The sequence below is a fragment of the Microcoleus sp. Pol11C3 genome, assembly GCF_036701485.1.
GTDB lineage: Bacteria > Cyanobacteriota > Cyanobacteriia > Cyanobacteriales > Microcoleaceae > Microcoleus.
Genome location: NZ_JAUBQW010000070.1, coordinates 1 through 17,265 on the forward strand (window position 1 = coordinate 1; position 17,265 = coordinate 17,265).

Below are 17,265 nucleotides of genomic sequence, written 5' to 3' on the forward strand. Positions count from 1 at the left end.
CAGTATGGGGTTGTCCACGGTTTATACCTCTCTCAAAACATGAGCCTAGTTTACTTTGACTTGTGTGTACACGGTAGTTATCAAGGTGAGGGAGTAAGAAATTCACAAATGATGCGAGGATTGCTATATTTGTGTCAGCTTTCATCTGATTTTGACAACTGCCAAAGTTGCATTTCATAACAGAGATGTTGCTCAAAAAGTTGACCAGCCTCCAATCCTTCAATCACCAGCTTTTTGAACCAGCGGCGAAATATCCAGCGCAGGAATTTGTGGACGGGGGGAACTGTGATCGCAATCAAATCGGCAACATAGATCATAGTATTTAGTCCATATCTGCGGAAAGTATCGACATACAAATCGATGGTTGGCAAAATATGAGCGGAAATATCCTCACTTTTTACTAAAGTGAATCCAGCCTGCTTTAATGCTGCATGAAGTTCCGTAACAACATGACAATTAGAGAACATTCCCTCTTTATAATTAGCATCAGATCGCAGCATATCAGCCAGCAAAACGTAACCGCCCTGATTGAGGATTTTGGCGGCACCGTTAGCAATATCAACAGCCGACATATACTGGCTACTTTCGCTAAAGAGAATAAGATCGTAGAAATGGGTTGCTTTGAAGTCTTCAAACCTCGTGAGGTGGAAGATTGCCCGATCGCCCGTACACTGAAGAAAGCGCTGTTGTTGGAACGGATCGGGTGCGAGCCCTTCGACTGCAAAACCTCGATCGAGCAAATAAGCCGCATTTCCGCCAATCCCGCAGCCCACATCGAGTATCGTATGAGTGCCTTTGGGGATAGCATCCAACAGTTTTACAGTATAAGCTTGCTGAGCGACGCGCAATCGTGCGAGCGTTAGTTCGTCAGCGGGCACAGGTAGGGTTTCCCAATAGCCGTAGTGAAGGTAGGGGGAATCTGTCAAGCCCAAATAGTAATTAAGCGCTGCATTTTGGTAGCGAGTTACCTTGGAAATTTCGATGGATTTTGGCTGCGGCATTCGGAAAATTTAGTAAGTTTTAGGATTTGGGGCAGAGTTGAAATTCTTCCCAGCGCTTGCATACCTGTTCATAGCACTCAACAGGAGAAATTGCCAACTTTTGCAACAAATTGATATCAATCTGACCATTGGCGATCGACAAAAATATAATTGCTGCCTTGGGTTCGTAGCTAGCAATGATTTGCAGCACATTTGAAACAGTATTTTGCTCTATTTCTAGTTGTTGCAAATAAGCAGTTGCGTGCAATTGCGAAATAAATTGCAGATCGTACTTGATAGTATCTACGCTCCAATTGACATAGCCGTTAATGGGAGTATTGATTTTGCAAGCAACCAAACCTCGTCCTTGATGCAAAAAGCCATTCCAAGCAGTATGTCCGATCGACAAAATATTCTGATGAATAAACAAGTTTTGCCAGTAGCCAAAACTACCCTGCCAAACACTATCTTCAACTCGCATTTCTTTTCATTTCCCTTAAAATAAGATACGCTTCAGAACCAGAGCAAATTACATCAGCGTTCATCTGTGTTGATCTGCTGATATCTGCGGTTAAAAAATCCCAATCCAATAATTTAAAAAATAATAAACTAACCATCATCTATACCTCGCAGATGAAAAACAACAGCTAAACAAATCGGCGGGCATTCTGACTCAGAGATGCAATGATCTCATTACAGTTGCGGGACAGCGCCGGATTCGCACCGAACTTTCCCCCTTGCGTCTGATGGCTGTTCTCCATCAGAGCCGATCGATATACAGGAAGGTTACCACTATTTGGAACATTTGACAAAAAACCGTCCGCCTATTCACCAAACTCAATATTTTCATACAAATCGGCAAGCGAAATTTCCACAGCAACAGATGTTAAACTCAGCCGATCGCCCATACAGCTATATTCCGAAAATATCCACTTATTGGCATCAGTTTTAGAGTATTGCTCCACCTGTAGCCGATATTGATCGATCAATAAATATTCCTGAAAACTAGGAATACTGCGATAAGCAGCAAACTTTTCATCGCGATCGTAAGCTCTAGTACCTTTAGACAGCACCTCAGCAATGAGCAGCGGATTGGTAATTGTATCCGTCCGTCCAGATTGCAGCTCGATCGGGCGCGCTACCACCATCACATCCGGGTAAGTATAATTATTAAACTGCGGAACCCAAAGCCGCTGATCCGAACTAAAAGTCCGATATGGTTTCCCTTTTAACGCCAGTTTCAGCGCAACAACTAAATTAGTGGTAATTTCATTGTGATCTGGTGTGCCGCCAGCCATCAGAACAATTTCCCCATTGATAAATTCATGCCGCTCCTGAGAAGTGATTTCCAATTCTAGATATTCCTCAGCCGTGTAGGTTTTGGTTTCAACGGGCGCGATCATACACAACGCTCTCCTTTAATCTACTCATTTAATTTTATCTTAAAATTTTGGCTAATTCAACAGAAAATTAGATTTTAATCATGCTAAGAAACAGGCAAGATGCCTGTTCCAAAAAGAGGGAATTTTATTGTGGGTGGGTATCCTAGCCGCCCCTGAAAGGCTGATTGAGAATGTGCAAGATGTGAGTGCGATCGCACTTAACGAACTTACCGCAACGGGACAAAGTTATAGCCAGTGCTTCCTCCTTGTTTAACTTGCACTAAAATCGGCTTACCAGCCCGATCGCCCGTGGGTAAAAACTTCACATCCTCGCTTGATCCCGGTGTTGAGAAATTCGGATTTCTGAGTGCTTGTTGCAAGCCTTCCCGCGTATTGCTTTGCCGCAAGCCAGCGATGACAGCTTGAGTCGCATCAAAACTCATTGCTGTCCGCCAATTTACTACTCCTCCCCAGCGCTGACTGGCATTTTTTGGGAAAGTGCTGCCGGGATTAGTTTCAGGATGCCAGGAAACAGCCAAAACAAGCCCGTCAATGTCTTTTTGCCCGTCTTTTAGCGTTTGAAAGGTGTAAAGAGTTGAACTGCCGTAAAGCGCCAATTTGCCTTGATTTGCACGGGCTAGATCGATCGCGCGATCGAGGCGCTCGATGTAGGGTGCTAGCATCAATCCTTCTGCTCCTTTGCTAACAGCATCGGCAATGGCATTGTTGGGATTAAATGTTGGCGCTGACAAGTCGCAGACAATAGGAACTAATCTGCCGGCTGATGCTGAAAGAGAGGCAATAAATTCATCCTTAAATGAAGCGCTGCCAGCAGCTTGAGAGTCGTAGCAGAAGGCAATATTGGCTTTGCCTGCTTGTTTGACTATATACTCTGCTAAAGGAGCAGTCGTCGAGCCACTATTTAGCACAGTCCGAAAAATATAGCTGCCAAAACCTGACAAATTATTCGTACTGCTGGTAGGTGTCACCATCACCAGTTTCTTTTCCTGATAAATTGGAGCGGCAGCTAAAGACGCAGTGCTGTCATTGTGTCCGATTACCGCTAGAATTTTCTGGTCATTTGCTAATGCTGCTGCAACTTCTTTGGCAATTTCTGGACGGTTATTGTCATTGACAATTTCCACTTGCAAACCGACACCGTTAATTCCTCCGCTAGCATTGATTTCATCTTGAGCTTGGGCGACACCTCGGAGGATTTCTTGGGCGATGTTGGGGTTGCTGCCGCTCGGCACGCTAACGGCAATTTTCAGAGAAGTGCGATCGCTTACTCTCGCATTATTCAAATAGATTACCGTTTCCGGATCGTTGCGATTTTGTTGCAGCGAAGCCTGAAATTTTTGAACAGCTTCTTTGTAATCTCCTTTGGCAAAAGCTGTAACGCCTGCTTGCTTTTCGGCTGTTGTTTGCGATGTCAGCAATATCTGATTTCCTAAACTCATGCGAGTTGCGATCGCTCCCGATGGACTCGTTCCCGATGGACTCGTTCCCGATGTAGGTGTATCTGAACTTTTGGATGCCAATAAACCGGGAAGTAACTTGTATGCGCCAAACCCCATTAAGCCGAAAATGATTATAAAAACAATGGGTGGCGGACTTTTTCTTTTGTTAGTATCTTGATACATGATTTGTGCTCCTTATTTTGATATTGTTTGGAGGCTCTTCCCCCGGGTACGCATTCCCTGGCAGAGCCTGGGAACAAGAATAATTAGTCGGATCGCACTTAACAAACTTACCGCAGCGGGACAAAGTTATAGCCAGTGCTTCCTGCTTGTTTAACTTGGACTAAAATCGGCTTACCAGCCCGATCGCCAGTGGGCCAAAACTTCACATCCTCGCTTGCTCCTGCTGTCGAAAAACTCGCATTTCTGAGTGCTTGTTGCAATCCTTCCCGCGTATTGCTTTGCCGCAAGCCAGCGATGACAGCTTGAGTCGCATCAAAACTCGTTGCGGTTCGCCAATTTACTACTCCTCCCCAGTGGCGGCGGGCATTTTCTGGGAAAGGGCTGCCGGGATTGGTTTCTGGATGCCAAGGAACGGGCAATACTAAGCCGTTAACGTCGCTTTGCCCTTCTTTTAAAGTTTGAAAGGTGTAGAGCGTAGTGCTGCCGTAGAGTGGCAATTTGCCTTGATTGATGCGAGCCAGAGAGATAGCACGATCGATGCGATCGATGTGGGGTGCTAGCATCAATGCTTGTGCTCCTTTGCTGACAGCATCGGCGAGGGCAATGTTGGGATTAAAAGAGGGTATTGAAAAGTCGCAAACAGTGGGAACTAATTTGCCACCAGCAGCAGTAAGAGAGGCAACAAATTCATCTTTAAATGATATGTTATCGGGTGCTTGGGAGTCATAACAAACCGCAATATTAGTTTGGCGTTCTGTTTTAACTACATATTCTGCTAAAGGAGCAGCCATGACGCTAATATTGGGGACTGTGCGAAATATGTAGCTGCCAAATCCAGAGAGATTATTGGCAAAGCTCGTCGGTGTCACCATTACCAGTTTTTCTTGCTGATATATCGGAGCAGCTTCGAGAGATGCGTTGCTAGCATTGTGTCCAATTACTGCTAATATATTCTGATCTTGTGCCAATGTCTTTGCAACTTCTCTGACCACTTCTGGACTGTTGTCATCGTTGACAATTTCTACTTGCAGTTTGGCGCCGTTGATGCCACCGCTAGTATTGATTTCATCCTGAGCTTGGGCGACTCCCCGGAGGATTTCTTGGGCGACATTGGGGTTGCTACCAATGGGGACGCTGACAGCAATTTTTAAGGGAGAACCTTTGCTGGCTGTGGTCTTATTCAAATAAATAATGGCATTATTCAAATAAATAATGGTTTCCGGGTCGTTGCGATTTTGTTGCAGCGAATCCTGAAAACTTTTTACGGCTGCTTGGTAATCTCCCTTGACAAAAGCTTGAACGCCGGCTTGTTTTGCGGCTGTTGTTTGGGATGTCACCAATAGCTGATTTCCTAAACTGATGCGAGTTGCGCTCGTTCCTGATAGATCTGAGCTTTTTCCCTTGAATAAACCGGGAACGAACTTGTATGCGCCAAACGCAATTAAGCCGAGGATAATAAAAACAATGGGCGGCGGACTTTTTGTTTTCTTAGTATCTTGAGACATAATTTGTTCTCCTTATTGCGATATTGTTTACTGTTTAGAAGCAGAGCCTCAGAGTATTCCCAGGCAGAGCCTGGGACGATAAAAAACATCTACAATTATTGGGTCAGTGCCTCTTCTCGTCAACGGGTAAAAGGTGTGATTGATTGTACAAATCCAGTTCTAGCAGTCGGCGAGAAATCTCGTCGTCCAGCATCATGTTGTCGAGGTCTGCTGTAAGTTTTTCAGCCGGATTTTCCGATAATTCGACTAAGGCATTGGTTTGCAAGTAGCGCTTGTGGATGGATGACTGTGCCTCTTCAAATTGCGATTGCGCTGAATCTGTACTGACGCTGCCGTTCACTTTAGCGATATCCGCTAATGCCTCATTTACTTCTGACAAATCTTTGAGGTTTTGCAGTTCCCTTTTGTAAGTTTCTAAACGCTGGCGTTCGCGATTCAATTTATCCTTATTTGCTATCAAAATTTGTTCGGATTGAGCAACTTGTCCTGCTAATGTTGGCAGCAATTTTTCAAGGGCGATCGCTTTTCCCATCGCTAAACGTGCGGCTGCTTCATTGCCGTGATAATTAGCTAGAGTTGCCTGCTGTTCTAGTTGCATAAATTCTTGACGTTTGCTGTCATATTTCTGTTTTGCTTGTTGATAGCTTGCAGAAATTTTGGCAACAGATTCAGTTAACTTAAGCACCGACTGCTGCATGGAGTGCAGCGATTCTTGGGCAACTTGCACCGCCATTTTGCTGTCAGATTCAGGGGACAATCCCCACAGCCAATTCCACACGGCTTTAAGTTTGTAACTGGCGCGATTGCCCAACAGCCCGTGAATTAATTTGAGTGCGGCCAGCGCCGCTATACCCAACACAATAAAAGCCGTCGGGTTGGGATTATTTTTCTGTGGTTTTTGTTGAGTCATTTTGCATTCTCCTTGATGAGTTTACTCGGCAATTTTTGGTGTGAATCGAGCAAGTTATGTGGGCGAAAAATATTGTTATCCAGCAGCCTCATGTTTGTGTTGGGAGTGATAACCCGAGAACACAGACACCAAATTGAATCAATTTCAATTGAATACTGTTAACATAATCAAACACGCTACGCTGAAAGTCAATTCATATAATTCATTGATTGATATCATAAAAGTCATATTCAAAAAAAATGTTGCAATTAATCGTTGTACTTCTACAACAGCCTGTTGCGATACTGCTATGGTAAATTCATCTGTTTTTGTGCAACTATAAGTGGCATAGTCTTGTACCTCTAATTTTCTTAACTGTAAAGTTGCAGCATTTAATTGCTGAGTTCCCAGTTGCAGATAGACTCTGGCTTGAGAGGACAAGTTTTGGGGGCGATCGGATTTCCGCTGAGTCCGAGATCCTTAAGTTTAGTCAAAGATTGCAATGGTTTAATGTCGCTGATTTTATTGTTGCTGAGATTGAGTAAAGTCAGGTAAGTCAAGAATTGCAATGGTTTAATGTCGCTGATTAGATTGGTGCTGAGTTCGAGAAAAGTCAGGCTAGTCAAGGATTGTAAGGGTAGGATGTTGCTGATTTGATTGTTTATGAGTTCGAGATAATCCAGTTCAGTCAAGGATTGTAAGGGTTGGATGTCGCTGATTTTATTGTTGCTGAGGCAGAGATAAAACAGGTTAGTCAAGGACTGCAAGGGTTTAATGTCACTGATTTTATTGTCCCTAATGACGAGCAAATTCAGGTTAGTCAAAGATTGCAAGGGTTTAATGTCACTAATTTGATTGTTGTCGAGGGAGAGTTCAGTCAGGTTAGTCAAAGATTGCAATGATTGAAGATTGTTGATTTCATTTCGGCTGAGGTCTAGTTCAGTCAGTTTAGTCAAAGATTCCAAGGGTTGGATGTCGCTAATGTCATTGTTGTCAAGGTCGAGTTTTGTGAGACTCGAAAGTTTCTGATTAGCCACATCGCACTCAGTAGTCTTAGATTTCCGCAGCAACACTTCAACAGTATGTTTAGCTTCAGGACTCAGAGAAGCTTTTTCGCGACACCAGTCAGCAAATGTTTTTCCACTGTTTCCCGGCTCCGTTTCTGCGGCTTTCGCAGATAGTCCATTTCCACATGATGATAGACCGATCGCACTAAAAGCAACTACCACCATCAACCTTGACAAATTCACGTATTTCTGTATAACCATAAACGTCATAATTTTGCACCTCTAATTCTCTGAACAGTAAAATATTAGACAAAAAGCTTTCAGAGAGGACAACCGTCCTCTCTACAAACTGCACAAATAAACTCAAAAATCGTCCGGCAATTCACCAAATGCCGAGTCAAGATCAGTTTCAGCAACAGCCACAGACTGAGCAACTGGTGAATGATTAGGAGACTCCGGCGACTCCACCGAATGCACTTTTGCTACTGGTGATTCGGCCACAGGTTCCACAACAACAGACTTAGATTTTTTGACATTAATTACAGGTGAATGTACTCCATTTTCTCCATTCTTACTGGTTTCATTCCGCAGCAACATTGCCATCAAACCGTCCAGCAAACCCCCACTACCGCCGTTACCATTTACTGTGACATCGGGAACAACGCGAACGCTACCATCCGAAACCGCTTGCATCAATTGCAACAGCGTGTAGCTCTGCGTACCCAAAGCGTTGACACCAACTTGATAAGCATCTGCTTTTGCTTGTCCCATCAGCCGAATCCCTTCTGCTTCACCGCTAGCGTGTTCGATCGCAGCAGTTGCACTCAGTTGGGCAATTTTCACCCCTTGTTCTGCCGCCACCACCTGATTTTGAATGTTTGCGATCGCAGTTGCGCGCACCAATTCTTGACGCTGCGACTCTGAAATGCGCTGTACGTCGTAAGTTTTTTCTTGTTCCTGAGCAATTTTGCGATCGGTCAATGTTTGCATCAACTCTGGTGGTGGCGAAATCAAACCGATCAGCGTGTCCACAGCCTGCACATCGTAGGCCCGTAAGGCTTGACGGACGTGTTCTGCGGCCTCTGCTTGGCGTTCGCTGCGTGCGATCAGAAAATCGAGTATTGTATATTCTTGAGAAGAATTGCGAAAATAATTGCCCACAATTGGACGCAGCACTTGGTCTATCAGATTTTGCATTGAACCTTGGCGCGAAATCACTCTCGGCGCATCCAAAGTACCGACATGAATGATCTGAAAAACTTCTAACTCAAACGTAAATCCGTCAAAAGAAAGCAATTTCAAAGCACTTAACTTGGAGTCGTAGCCGTGTTCTCCGCTGAACCGCGTTGTGAAGTTTAAAACTACATCGGTAGTGGGAACAAGTTCGACTTTCATCACTTTTGTATTGATCGGATGTTTGCCAGGGTAAAGCGGTTCTACCCACACACCTTTATCGCCTTTATTGACAAGATTGCCGTGGGTAAAAGCCGCGCCGCTTACATCTTGGTGCGATTTTCCCACATAGGAAATTACGACGCCTACATAGCCGATCGGCACTTCGGTCATTTTGACCTGTTCAACTTGCACAAACCAAGGGTTAAGGTTCCATGAACCGGATAAAATCACCTGTTCCTGCAAGCCCCTGCGCCCGCCACCTTTGATGAAAGATTGCGCTTTCTGGAAGTTGTCGTGACCGGGAATTATTGGCCCAGCGATTTCACCTTCATCAATCGGAATCCCGTCGAGCACGTTGGCAATTCCCACGCGATCGGGAGCAAGTTTGTATAGTTGAAGTTCCGATGGCTGCATACCCTTTGCAGAGGCATTGGCAGAAGTAATGACCTCAAATACAGCCGTATTGATCCGATAAGTACCAGTGGTGATTATGGCTAGTTGCCGTCCTTTTTCTCCACCGTCGGTGAGAAACTTTCGAGCATTTTGAAAATTGTCGCAATCGACGACTTTGCCTAAAATGCGATCGGGAGGAATGGTGGCTCCGTCATTGGCTATAATTAAACCAATTTCATCTTGAGGAACGACTACAACTGGTTCTTTGCGAATGCTATATTGCCACGGAAAATAACCAAAATGCCAGCCGGGAGGAAGGGTATCTGCTTGCAAACCTCCTTCGCCATCGAGAGCAATCAATCTACTGGATGGCAAATTTTTGCGGGAGAATTTCTTGACAACAATTCCCACTTCTCGTTCGCCGATCGCGATCAGTCCCAAAGTCCAGCCAATCTTGGGTATAAAGATGAAAATTAAGAAAATTGCTCCTACCGGATAGATCCAAATCGGGATGCTAATTCCTTCTGCTTGGGCTGGTTGAACTTCCTGGGATTGGGGTGGTGGCGGATTGCTTTGAGCCCAAGTTGGTGGGCCAAAAGCGCCTGCTGCTGCGATCGTTGTTGCTACAGATAGTGTTAAGGGTAAAAGTTTGCGAAACCAACCTACTAATTTAGTCATGTTTTTTATTTGCTTTAAGCTAGAATGTACAGGAAAGTTGTTATCTACAATCAGTATTCAACTAATTTCTTTGAAGGTCAATTCATAAAGTTCATTTATTTAGTTCATAAAAGTCATATTTATAAGAGTTGTGTCATAAAGTGCGAGCGTTTGTACTCGAAAATGAGCGTAAGATATCTCTCGCCCAATGTTGGAAATGGAAGGCGATCGCACTTTTTGACAGATTGTGCGTGAAGCGTAGCTATCCCGTAGGGAATCGCCCTTATTCAAATCCTGCCCGCTAAACTAACGAGAATACGAAAATTATCAACAATAGTCCTGGACGCGCGGGTAGTCAGAAACCGGGTTTTTGGCCAGAATACTTGGTTACAACCCGCAGATTCAGTAAAAACCCGCTTTCTTTGCTTGTGATGCGTAAGTCTCGTTGATATTAATCACCGTCACCACCGCCGCCACCATCGCCACCACCGCCGTCATCACTACCGTCGTCACCACCGCCGCCACTGTCATCGCCGCCACCACCGCCACCAAGGTCAACAAGGCTACCACCGCCGCCACCGCCACTAATGGAAAACACCACAAACACCAAGCAAAACATTACAAAAATTATGGAAAATCCTTTTTTTTCCGAAGTAGATTGAGATTGGTTTCCAGTTTGTTGCCAACCAGGTTGAGGTATATTCAGAATTGGCTGGGGAAATGCGATTTGTACTTCTAATTCTTGTCCGGGTTGAATAGGCTGACTTGCCACAAACTCAAATGTTTTAGGATCTACTTGACGCCGAACTGCGGCTGTACCAAAATTAGTAAACGAGAGAACTTTCCCTGACAAAGCTTCTGGTAATTGCACCGTAACTTTTCCCGTATTACTCGGAGCTTTGCGACCTGCTGCAATGGCTTTCCAATAAACTAAAGTATTCTCACCATGTAGCTGCAATCCACCTACCACACGATATTTGATGACAAAAGTATGTGATTCTGGCGCTTTTAATTGATGTTGCCAACGAATCCAAAGTTGATTGTTTTCAATCCCGGTGTTACTGGCAATGGTTTGATTATTTTCGGCAACTGTCACATCTTTGATTTCATCGACTTTGCCTAAAGGAATATAGCGATATCGTTCAGTTTTGTAGTCGGCTGTGAATACATATTTTTGTGTTTCGGTGACTAACATATCTCCGTTAGTCTGAATGTCGATGATGACATCAATATTTTCCCAGTAGAAGGGTAGTTGTTGGGCGGCTACATGAGTGACTGTGACCATAAATATGGTCCATAAGGTGGTGAAGAAATAAAGTATTTTTTTGATTTGCCGTTTATTCATAATATAATTGCTACTGAACAGCTATTGATAACTATTATTCAATAGGTTTCGGGTGAGGTCAATTCATATAATTCATTGATTTAGTTCATAAAAGTCATATTTATAAGATAAAGCTTGGGATAGTGGGCTTTTTTGGGACGGGCTAGAAGCCCATCCCACATTTTTTTGGTGCGGGCTAGAAGCCCATCACACTTTTTTTTTGACTGCTAATGTGGTGTTAATCTGATTTTTATAATCCTGTCTTTTGAAACTATTGTGGAGTGGGTTTTGAGCAGCGCACCAAAGTTTAATTTTTATAATCCTATTTATTGAAACTATTGTGGGGTGCTCTTTGAGCAGCGCCCCAAAGTTTAATTTTTACAATCCTGTTTATTGAAACTATTGTGGGGTGGGCTTTGAGCAGCACCCCAAAGTTTAATTAGGTTTAAATACAATACTTAACAGGGTTAAAACCGTGCAACCAAACACTGCTTCAAAGGTATATCTTCGCAAAGGTTTATAAGGATAAGAATTCCAAACGCGCAGTTCTCCATTAAACCCGCGTGACGCTAAACTCAGCGAGACTTGACGGTAGTTTTCCAAAGTTCGCTGCAGCAATTGCCCGATTAAAATGCCTAAACTGTGCATTCCCAGTTTCCAAGTGCGATAGCCGCAGCGGGAGTTTTGGGCTATCCAAAGTTCATCGGCGATCGCCAATAAGCTAAAAATAAACCGATACATTAGTAATAGCAGTTCTGTGACTAACTCTGGACAGCGTAATTGTCGGAGAATCTGCAAGATTTCGGTAAATGGCACGGTTAAGAGGATGAAATACATACAGCTTGTCGATGCGAAGGCGCGGGCAAATACCACGCTCACTTGGTATAGTCCAGGGCGGCTCACATAGAGATAAAAAGTACCGATGCTAATGCCCCAACCTTGCCAAATATCCCATTGAATTTCCTGGATTCGATCGCCCGCAACCGCACCCATCGCCAAAGCAGGCAAACTTGTCAGCAAAAACATCAACGGTAGCGACAGCAACCGTAAATACAGTTTCCCCGGAATACCCGCATAGATGACGATCCAGACGGCCAACCAAAGGGCGATCGACAATTGGACGATCGCCCCAGAAACTAGAGACAGAATTAAAAGGGCGATCGCAAAGGATAACTTGTGAGATGGCGGCAACCCCCGCAAGCGATTTGTATAAGCCAGACTATCAATCTGATGGTTCATTCTGACGATTTACGATCGGACTGCTGCCGAGATTGCGATCGGCCTTTATACAACCCAATGACGTACCCAACTACGCCAGCCCCGATCGCCGCTTGAGACGCAAACAATAGACTTGAAATTTCGCTGCTAGCCGGCTCAAACAAGTGATTGAACCAAGGTTTATAACCCGGTTGAATTTCCGTAATTGCTTTCTTAGCTTGGTCATCGGCACCGCCATATTTACCCCGCACAAAAACGAGAGGAAACGCTGCCAGAACAATCACCGCGCCAGCCAAAAGCCAATTTTGCCGCGAAGTAGATTGGTAATTTTTTGTAGGTTTTTGATTCACGGCTTATGACTCCTGTCTCAATAATTTCAAAGTTTCCAACTCCGGCTTCCCGTAAGAATGCAGCCAATTCCAGACTAATACAGTCAGCAACCCCTCACTAATAGCCAGGGGTACTTGAGTGATAGCAAAGATGCCAGCAAACTTGAGAAACGAAGCCATAAAACCGCCACTTGCTGCCGGAAAAGCTAACGCTAATTGAATCGAAGTCGTCACATAAGTCAGCAAATCTGCCAAAGCCGCAGCACAAAAAATTGCCGCCCGCTGGCTACCAGTTCGCAACAGCAATTGATAGATAAAATACGCAGCAAAAGGGCCAACAATTGCCATAGAAAACATATTCGCTCCCAGCGTTGTCAAGCCACCATGCGCTAACAGTAACGTTTGAAACAACAGGACTAAAGCCCCCAGTACCGCCATCACCGAAGGCCCGAACAAAATTGCACCCAAACCGGTACCCGTCGGGTGAGAACAACTGCCCGTTACCGAGGGAATTTTTAAAGCAGAAAGAACAAAAGTAAAGGCACCCGCCAAAGCAAGCAATAGTTTAAGTTCCGGGTGTTCTTTTGTAATGCGAGTAATTGAGCGCAAACCTACTGCAAAAAAAGGCAACGCCACCATCCACCAAAATGCAGCCCATTGCACCGGCAAAAAACCTTCCGAAATGTGCATAGCTGCGGCGGGCGTTGCCGAGCCCAGGACAATATAACAACTCAAGCCAGCCATCAATCCCAGGCTGACTAATTTCCGATTTCTGGCCTTCACGCTGAACCTCGCAGATGAGACTATGTAAACTAACACATCGGCGGGCATTCTGACTCAGAAAGCGACAAGACTCTCATTACAGTTGCGGGACAGCGCCGGACTTGCACCGAACTTTCCCCGTTTCCTCTAACGGCTGCTCCCCATTAGAACCGACTGGTTAGACATAGTTTAGTCGATCGCGTAAGTCTCAGCAAATATTTTACAAAAATTCATTCAGATCAACTCAGTCGATATTACCTATCTTCTTCCTTCTATTCTTTCTCTGCCTTAGCGTCCTTCGCGCCTTCGCGGTTCGTTAAATAAATATTCTTTTAGTATTTATCAAGGAGTTTGTAGCCAGATAAACAACTATCGCTCAACAAATCCACGGTATAATATTAGTGAGTTTTGAGGAAAGCCGCAATGTTACAGTACAACTTGCCGAGGAACTTGCCCTCCGCCGACGAACTACCAGACTCAGATGAAACGCCTGTGGATAACGAACTGCAAGAATTAATACCAGGGTTGTTAAAAGCAATATTGCTCATACTTTGGGCAGAACGCATGGACTGGTTTTTTGGCATTGATATGGGTATTTATCATCACCCTGACGAACCGCCCATTGTCCCAGATGCTTTCTTGAGTTTAGGTGTAGAAAGATTTTATGATGAAGAATTGCGTCCCAGTTACGTGCTGTGGGATGAAAATGTTCTGCCGACTTTTGTGCTGGAAGTTGTTTCCCCAACTTATCGCAAGGAATACAGTACAAAATTGGAGACTTATCAAGCTTTAGGCGTACTGTATTATGTCATTTATTCTTCCCGCCGCCGTCGTAAACCTCATTTGGAAGTACACAAGTTAGTCAATGGGAAGTATGAATTACAGCCAGGACATCCAGTTTGGATGCCAGAAATTGGTTTGGGGATTGGTTGTGAAAGGGGAAGTTATTCTGGGGTGACCAGGGAGTGGTTGTATTGGTATGATGCCGATGGAAAACGTTATCTGACTCCTGAAGAACAGGTGAAAGAATCAGCGCAGCGCGCCCAACAGGAATCCCAGCGCGCCCAACAGGAATCCCAGCGCGCCCAACAGGAATCCCAGCGCGCCCAACAGGAATCCCAGCGTGCCGATCGATTGGCTGAACGTTCCGATCGACTAGCTCAGCGATTGCGGGAGTTGGGGATAGATCCTGATAATCTGAGCTAATTGCAGCCAAGAGTAAAAAACTGAGGCACTCTGGACACTCAGAAACCGGGTTTTTCAAGCGAGATCGATCGCCCTCAACGAAAGATTTTCTGGAAAAAACCGGGTTTGTGCATCCAGAAATGTGTGAATATTTATCGCAAAAATCAGGAAAGATGCAGCTAGATTTGGAAAAAACAGAGAGTTTGACGGCAAACATTGAGATCCAGCTCGAAAAGATGACAATCAGGAGAGGTTATTAAATAATGGTCATGGATCTGCGTTCTTACGATGTCATCTGTTTTGGTGATGAAGTTCCAGGAGTTCTAGCTGTTATCTCTGCCTCCAGAGAATATCTTCGCCGAACAAAGCGTTATCCGCGAATTCTGCTGATGTCGAAAGCAAGCTTGCAAGAAGGGATTGGCGGCCATTTGGTAAGAGGCGGTCTTGCTTATTTAGATAGAAGTCAGATTAGTGAAGAACTTCAACAATCTTTAAAGTTAGATACCTTTGGTTCACCGGCGACAATCTATAAAGAATTCTTACAAAAATCCGGCGTCACCGCAATTGCACTTGACCCCCGCAAAGCCAGTGCAGCGCTGAAAGAAATGCTGGTACAAGCTGGGGCCGATCTCCTCAGCAAAGTAGAAATTCAATCAGTCACTAAAGAAGGCCAAAAAATTGCCACTATAACCACCTCTAAAGGCATAGTTTATGCCGGCAAGCAATTTATTGATGCCACTGTCAATGCCGAATTAGCTCAAGCTGCCGGTGTGAGAAAGCGGAAGGGATTTGAAACATTTGGTCTGCCTAACTCAGAACTTCCAGTTACCCTCGTTTTTGAAACCCAAGGAATCAGTGCAAGAGCACTGAAAGAATTCGATTATATTTATCTAAAACGCTTTACCAACCTGGCCGATGCAGAGAGTCAAAAATTTTTGCTGTACGCTGCCGACAAGGATGTCAAACTAGCAGAAGAACTCCGGCGGGAAATGATCGACACCCAAGGCAATCTCAAAACTCTGTGGGCGGGCAACGATTACATCGATGTTCGCTCGCCGGCTCTGTCTGTAGCTTACCACTCTTTTAGAGGAAGAAAACTATCTTTTTCTGAAACAGGCGTAATTTTAGATGAAGGAAATATAGCAATACTTCCCAATGACAGACTTTCCTGGAATGCGCTTTTATTTGCAGTCACCGGCAGCGAAGCGGAAGCCTTAGCTAGAAGCGGGAGCAAACCCACAGCTAATATGCAAAGAGAGATGTTATTTATTACAACTTGGCTAAAGAGTTTGGGGGCTAATTCTGTTACTTATGCCTCAGAAATTTATATCAGACACGCTGGCAATGTGACGGGAGTTGTAGAACCTTTAACTGGCGCACAAATGCTGTTAGGTGGCGTACCTGCTAATGAGGCACTGGCAACATTTAGCTATCATTTTGATGTACGGGGAGGCATCCAGGGTATTCGCGACCAAGCAACTCGTCTAGGATGGTTTAAAAGTCTGAGTTTTAAACACCCTATCTTTAATATTGGCATCCGCCACGCATTAATTAAAAACGTTCCTAACCTGGCAGTGGTCAGTCCTTGTTCAGGATTTGAAGGGTTTGCTTGTTCTGTCGGCAGAATTGTGGAATTCAACGCCGCAGTTGGTCAAGGCGTGGGTATTGCTGCGGTTAATGCCCTTCTAAATAATAAAAATCTAGCCGATGTATCTAACCAAGAAGTGAGACAAGTTCTCGCTGAAACAGGCCAGTTACCTAAAATTTTTGGAACTACAAATAATGGTGATGCCATGCTATTGGCGCAATTCGAGGCTCTGGCCAGTTCGGATGCTATTGCGTAATATAAATTCCGGTGGCAGTCCTCATGATTGTTGACTGTTGACTGTTGACTAAAATTATGTTTTCGGGACAACGGACTGTTTGAACCCGTGAAAAATACCGATACAACCGGAAACGATATAATAGCAATTTCAATAAACAATGCAGTAGTAACTTGGGTAGGTGGAACGAAAATAAAGCCAAAAGTTTTTAGCAAAAAATGAGTGAAATTACTATTAGTATTATGCTACCTCAATGACAACCATCACGTTGGTTTGTAGTGAGGAATTTAATCCTCATAAAAATGTGAGGGCTTCCGTCGTCACTACAAACCTATAACGGTGATTTTACCGAAAATTATATAATACTCCATCGCCTGCACCTAATTATTGTGCTGCGCGGCACTAAGCTGTTAAACAACTTTTCAACTTGAGACTTCGCTTGATTTTTCCAGCTTGCTTTCCCGCACAAATAAGAAAAGCGGGAAAGCACATGAAAACGAAACAAGCACACCCAGAAGTATGTACAGCCCTACAAAACTTATATCCAATCGTTTTGACTCAGCGTACATCCAAGTGCTTCCTGCTACAGTTGCGATCGACAAATCTAAACTTACCGATTTCGCAGCAAGATTAGCCGAACTCTCGTTTACAAAGTCGAGCAAGCCAGCATTGCTACAAAACTGCAAGTTATAGTACCAAGGCGGCACAAGCCCGAGAACTGCTAGGATGAGATAAATGATTCGCTTAACGCTCATAATTACCCTACCTGTTCT

At 44.3% G+C, this 17,265-nt stretch carries 15 protein-coding genes and 2 riboswitches; of the genes, 2 read left to right on the forward strand and 13 right to left on the reverse strand.

Annotated features, from left to right (window positions below; genetic code table 11):
- Positions 1-134: 134 nt before the first annotated feature.
- The 12 genes from QUA40_RS16715 to QUA40_RS16770 form a co-directional block, all read right to left on the reverse strand.
- Positions 135-1,001, reverse strand: a complete 867-nt coding sequence (locus QUA40_RS16715) for a methyltransferase domain-containing protein (RefSeq protein WP_333127715.1) — start codon at positions 999-1,001, stop codon at positions 135-137.
- A gap of 19 nt (positions 1,002-1,020) precedes the next feature.
- Entirely contained in the window at positions 1,021-1,461 is a 441-nt protein-coding gene (locus QUA40_RS16720; RefSeq protein WP_333127717.1) for a hypothetical protein, read from the reverse strand.
- Positions 1,462-1,621: 160 nt separating this feature from the next.
- Positions 1,622-1,766: riboswitch (cobalamin riboswitch) on the reverse strand.
- A gap of 38 nt (positions 1,767-1,804) precedes the next feature.
- Positions 1,805-2,383, reverse strand: coding sequence for a Uma2 family endonuclease (locus QUA40_RS16725; protein WP_333127719.1), 579 nt, complete (start codon positions 2,381-2,383; stop codon positions 1,805-1,807).
- Between the two features lie 206 nt (positions 2,384-2,589).
- A complete protein-coding gene (locus QUA40_RS16730; RefSeq protein WP_333127721.1) occupies positions 2,590-4,005 on the reverse strand; it encodes an ABC transporter substrate-binding protein in 1,416 nt (471 codons plus the stop codon).
- 107 nt (positions 4,006-4,112) lie between these two features.
- Positions 4,113-5,510 carry an ABC transporter substrate-binding protein gene (locus QUA40_RS16735; RefSeq protein ID WP_333127723.1) on the reverse strand — a complete coding sequence of 466 codons (1,398 nt, stop codon included), beginning with the start codon at positions 5,508-5,510 and terminating at the stop codon, positions 4,113-4,115.
- Between the two features lie 103 nt (positions 5,511-5,613).
- Positions 5,614-6,420 (reverse strand): PspA/IM30 family protein, encoded by an 807-nt coding sequence (locus QUA40_RS16740; RefSeq protein ID WP_333127725.1) that lies wholly within the window; start codon positions 6,418-6,420, stop codon positions 5,614-5,616.
- A 371-nt stretch (positions 6,421-6,791) separates the two neighbouring features.
- Positions 6,792-7,676, reverse strand: coding sequence for a leucine-rich repeat domain-containing protein (locus tag QUA40_RS16745; RefSeq protein ID WP_333127727.1), 885 nt, complete (start codon positions 7,674-7,676; stop codon positions 6,792-6,794).
- A gap of 93 nt (positions 7,677-7,769) precedes the next feature.
- Positions 7,770-9,872 (reverse strand): SPFH domain-containing protein, encoded by a 2,103-nt coding sequence (locus QUA40_RS16750; protein WP_333127729.1) that lies wholly within the window; start codon positions 9,870-9,872, stop codon positions 7,770-7,772.
- Positions 9,873-10,302: 430 nt separating this feature from the next.
- The gene (locus QUA40_RS16755; RefSeq protein ID WP_333127731.1) at positions 10,303-11,136 is read right to left on the reverse strand and encodes a DUF2207 domain-containing protein; all 834 of its coding nucleotides are present in this window, start codon (positions 11,134-11,136) and stop codon (positions 10,303-10,305) included.
- A gap of 474 nt (positions 11,137-11,610) precedes the next feature.
- On the reverse strand, positions 11,611-12,414 hold the full coding sequence (cbiQ, locus tag QUA40_RS16760) for a cobalt ECF transporter T component CbiQ (RefSeq protein WP_333127733.1): 804 nt from the start codon (positions 12,412-12,414) through the stop codon (positions 11,611-11,613).
- Positions 12,411-12,743 carry an energy-coupling factor ABC transporter substrate-binding protein gene (locus QUA40_RS16765; protein WP_333127735.1) on the reverse strand — a complete coding sequence of 111 codons (333 nt, stop codon included), beginning with the start codon at positions 12,741-12,743 and terminating at the stop codon, positions 12,411-12,413. Before QUA40_RS16765 ends, cbiQ begins: the two co-directional genes overlap by 4 nt.
- Before the next feature lie 3 nt (positions 12,744-12,746).
- Positions 12,747-13,466, reverse strand: a complete 720-nt coding sequence (locus tag QUA40_RS16770; RefSeq protein WP_333127767.1) for an energy-coupling factor ABC transporter permease — start codon at positions 13,464-13,466, stop codon at positions 12,747-12,749.
- Between the two features lie 61 nt (positions 13,467-13,527).
- A riboswitch (cobalamin riboswitch) is annotated at positions 13,528-13,674 on the reverse strand.
- A 233-nt stretch (positions 13,675-13,907) separates the two neighbouring features.
- Between QUA40_RS16770 and QUA40_RS16775 the strand changes: the two genes are divergently transcribed.
- Positions 13,908-14,690: a Uma2 family endonuclease gene (locus QUA40_RS16775; protein WP_333127737.1), complete on the forward strand. Its 783-nt coding sequence runs from the start codon at positions 13,908-13,910 to the stop codon at positions 14,688-14,690.
- Between the two features lie 242 nt (positions 14,691-14,932).
- Complete coding sequence (locus QUA40_RS16780) at positions 14,933-16,513, forward strand: FAD-dependent oxidoreductase (protein WP_333127739.1); 1,581 nt, start codon at positions 14,933-14,935, stop codon at positions 16,511-16,513.
- Positions 16,514-16,914: 401 nt separating this feature from the next.
- Here the strand turns inward: QUA40_RS16780 and QUA40_RS16785 are convergent, their stop codons facing one another.
- A complete protein-coding gene (locus tag QUA40_RS16785) occupies positions 16,915-17,247 on the reverse strand; it encodes a DUF2834 domain-containing protein (protein WP_333127741.1) in 333 nt (110 codons plus the stop codon).
- Positions 17,248-17,265: the final 18 nt, after the last annotated feature.

Excerpts from the sequence above, each read along its gene's own strand:
- QUA40_RS16715 (WP_333127715.1), bottom strand. The coding sequence starts at position 1,001 with ATGCCGCAGCCAAAATCCATCGAAATTTCCAAGGTAACTCGCTACCAA.
- QUA40_RS16720 (WP_333127717.1), bottom strand. The coding sequence starts at position 1,461 with ATGCGAGTTGAAGATAGTGTTTGGCAGGGTAGTTTTGGCTACTGGCAA.
- QUA40_RS16725 (WP_333127719.1), bottom strand. The coding sequence starts at position 2,383 with ATGATCGCGCCCGTTGAAACCAAAACCTACACGGCTGAGGAATATCTA.
- QUA40_RS16730 (WP_333127721.1), bottom strand. The coding sequence starts at position 4,005 with ATGTATCAAGATACTAACAAAAGAAAAAGTCCGCCACCCATTGTTTTT.
- QUA40_RS16735 (WP_333127723.1), bottom strand. The coding sequence starts at position 5,510 with ATGTCTCAAGATACTAAGAAAACAAAAAGTCCGCCGCCCATTGTTTTT.
- QUA40_RS16740 (WP_333127725.1), bottom strand. The coding sequence starts at position 6,420 with ATGACTCAACAAAAACCACAGAAAAATAATCCCAACCCGACGGCTTTT.
- QUA40_RS16745 (WP_333127727.1), bottom strand. The coding sequence starts at position 7,676 with ATGACGTTTATGGTTATACAGAAATACGTGAATTTGTCAAGGTTGATG.
- QUA40_RS16750 (WP_333127729.1), bottom strand. The coding sequence starts at position 9,872 with ATGACTAAATTAGTAGGTTGGTTTCGCAAACTTTTACCCTTAACACTA.
- QUA40_RS16755 (WP_333127731.1), bottom strand. The coding sequence starts at position 11,136 with ATGGTCACAGTCACTCATGTAGCCGCCCAACAACTACCCTTCTACTGG.
- cbiQ (WP_333127733.1), bottom strand. The coding sequence starts at position 12,414 with ATGAACCATCAGATTGATAGTCTGGCTTATACAAATCGCTTGCGGGGG.
- QUA40_RS16770 (WP_333127767.1), bottom strand. The coding sequence starts at position 13,466 with ATGGCTGGCTTGAGTTGTTATATTGTCCTGGGCTCGGCAACGCCCGCC.
- QUA40_RS16775 (WP_333127737.1), top strand. The coding sequence starts at position 13,908 with ATGTTACAGTACAACTTGCCGAGGAACTTGCCCTCCGCCGACGAACTA.
- QUA40_RS16780 (WP_333127739.1), top strand. The coding sequence starts at position 14,933 with ATGGTCATGGATCTGCGTTCTTACGATGTCATCTGTTTTGGTGATGAA.
- QUA40_RS16785 (WP_333127741.1), bottom strand. The coding sequence starts at position 17,247 with ATGAGCGTTAAGCGAATCATTTATCTCATCCTAGCAGTTCTCGGGCTT.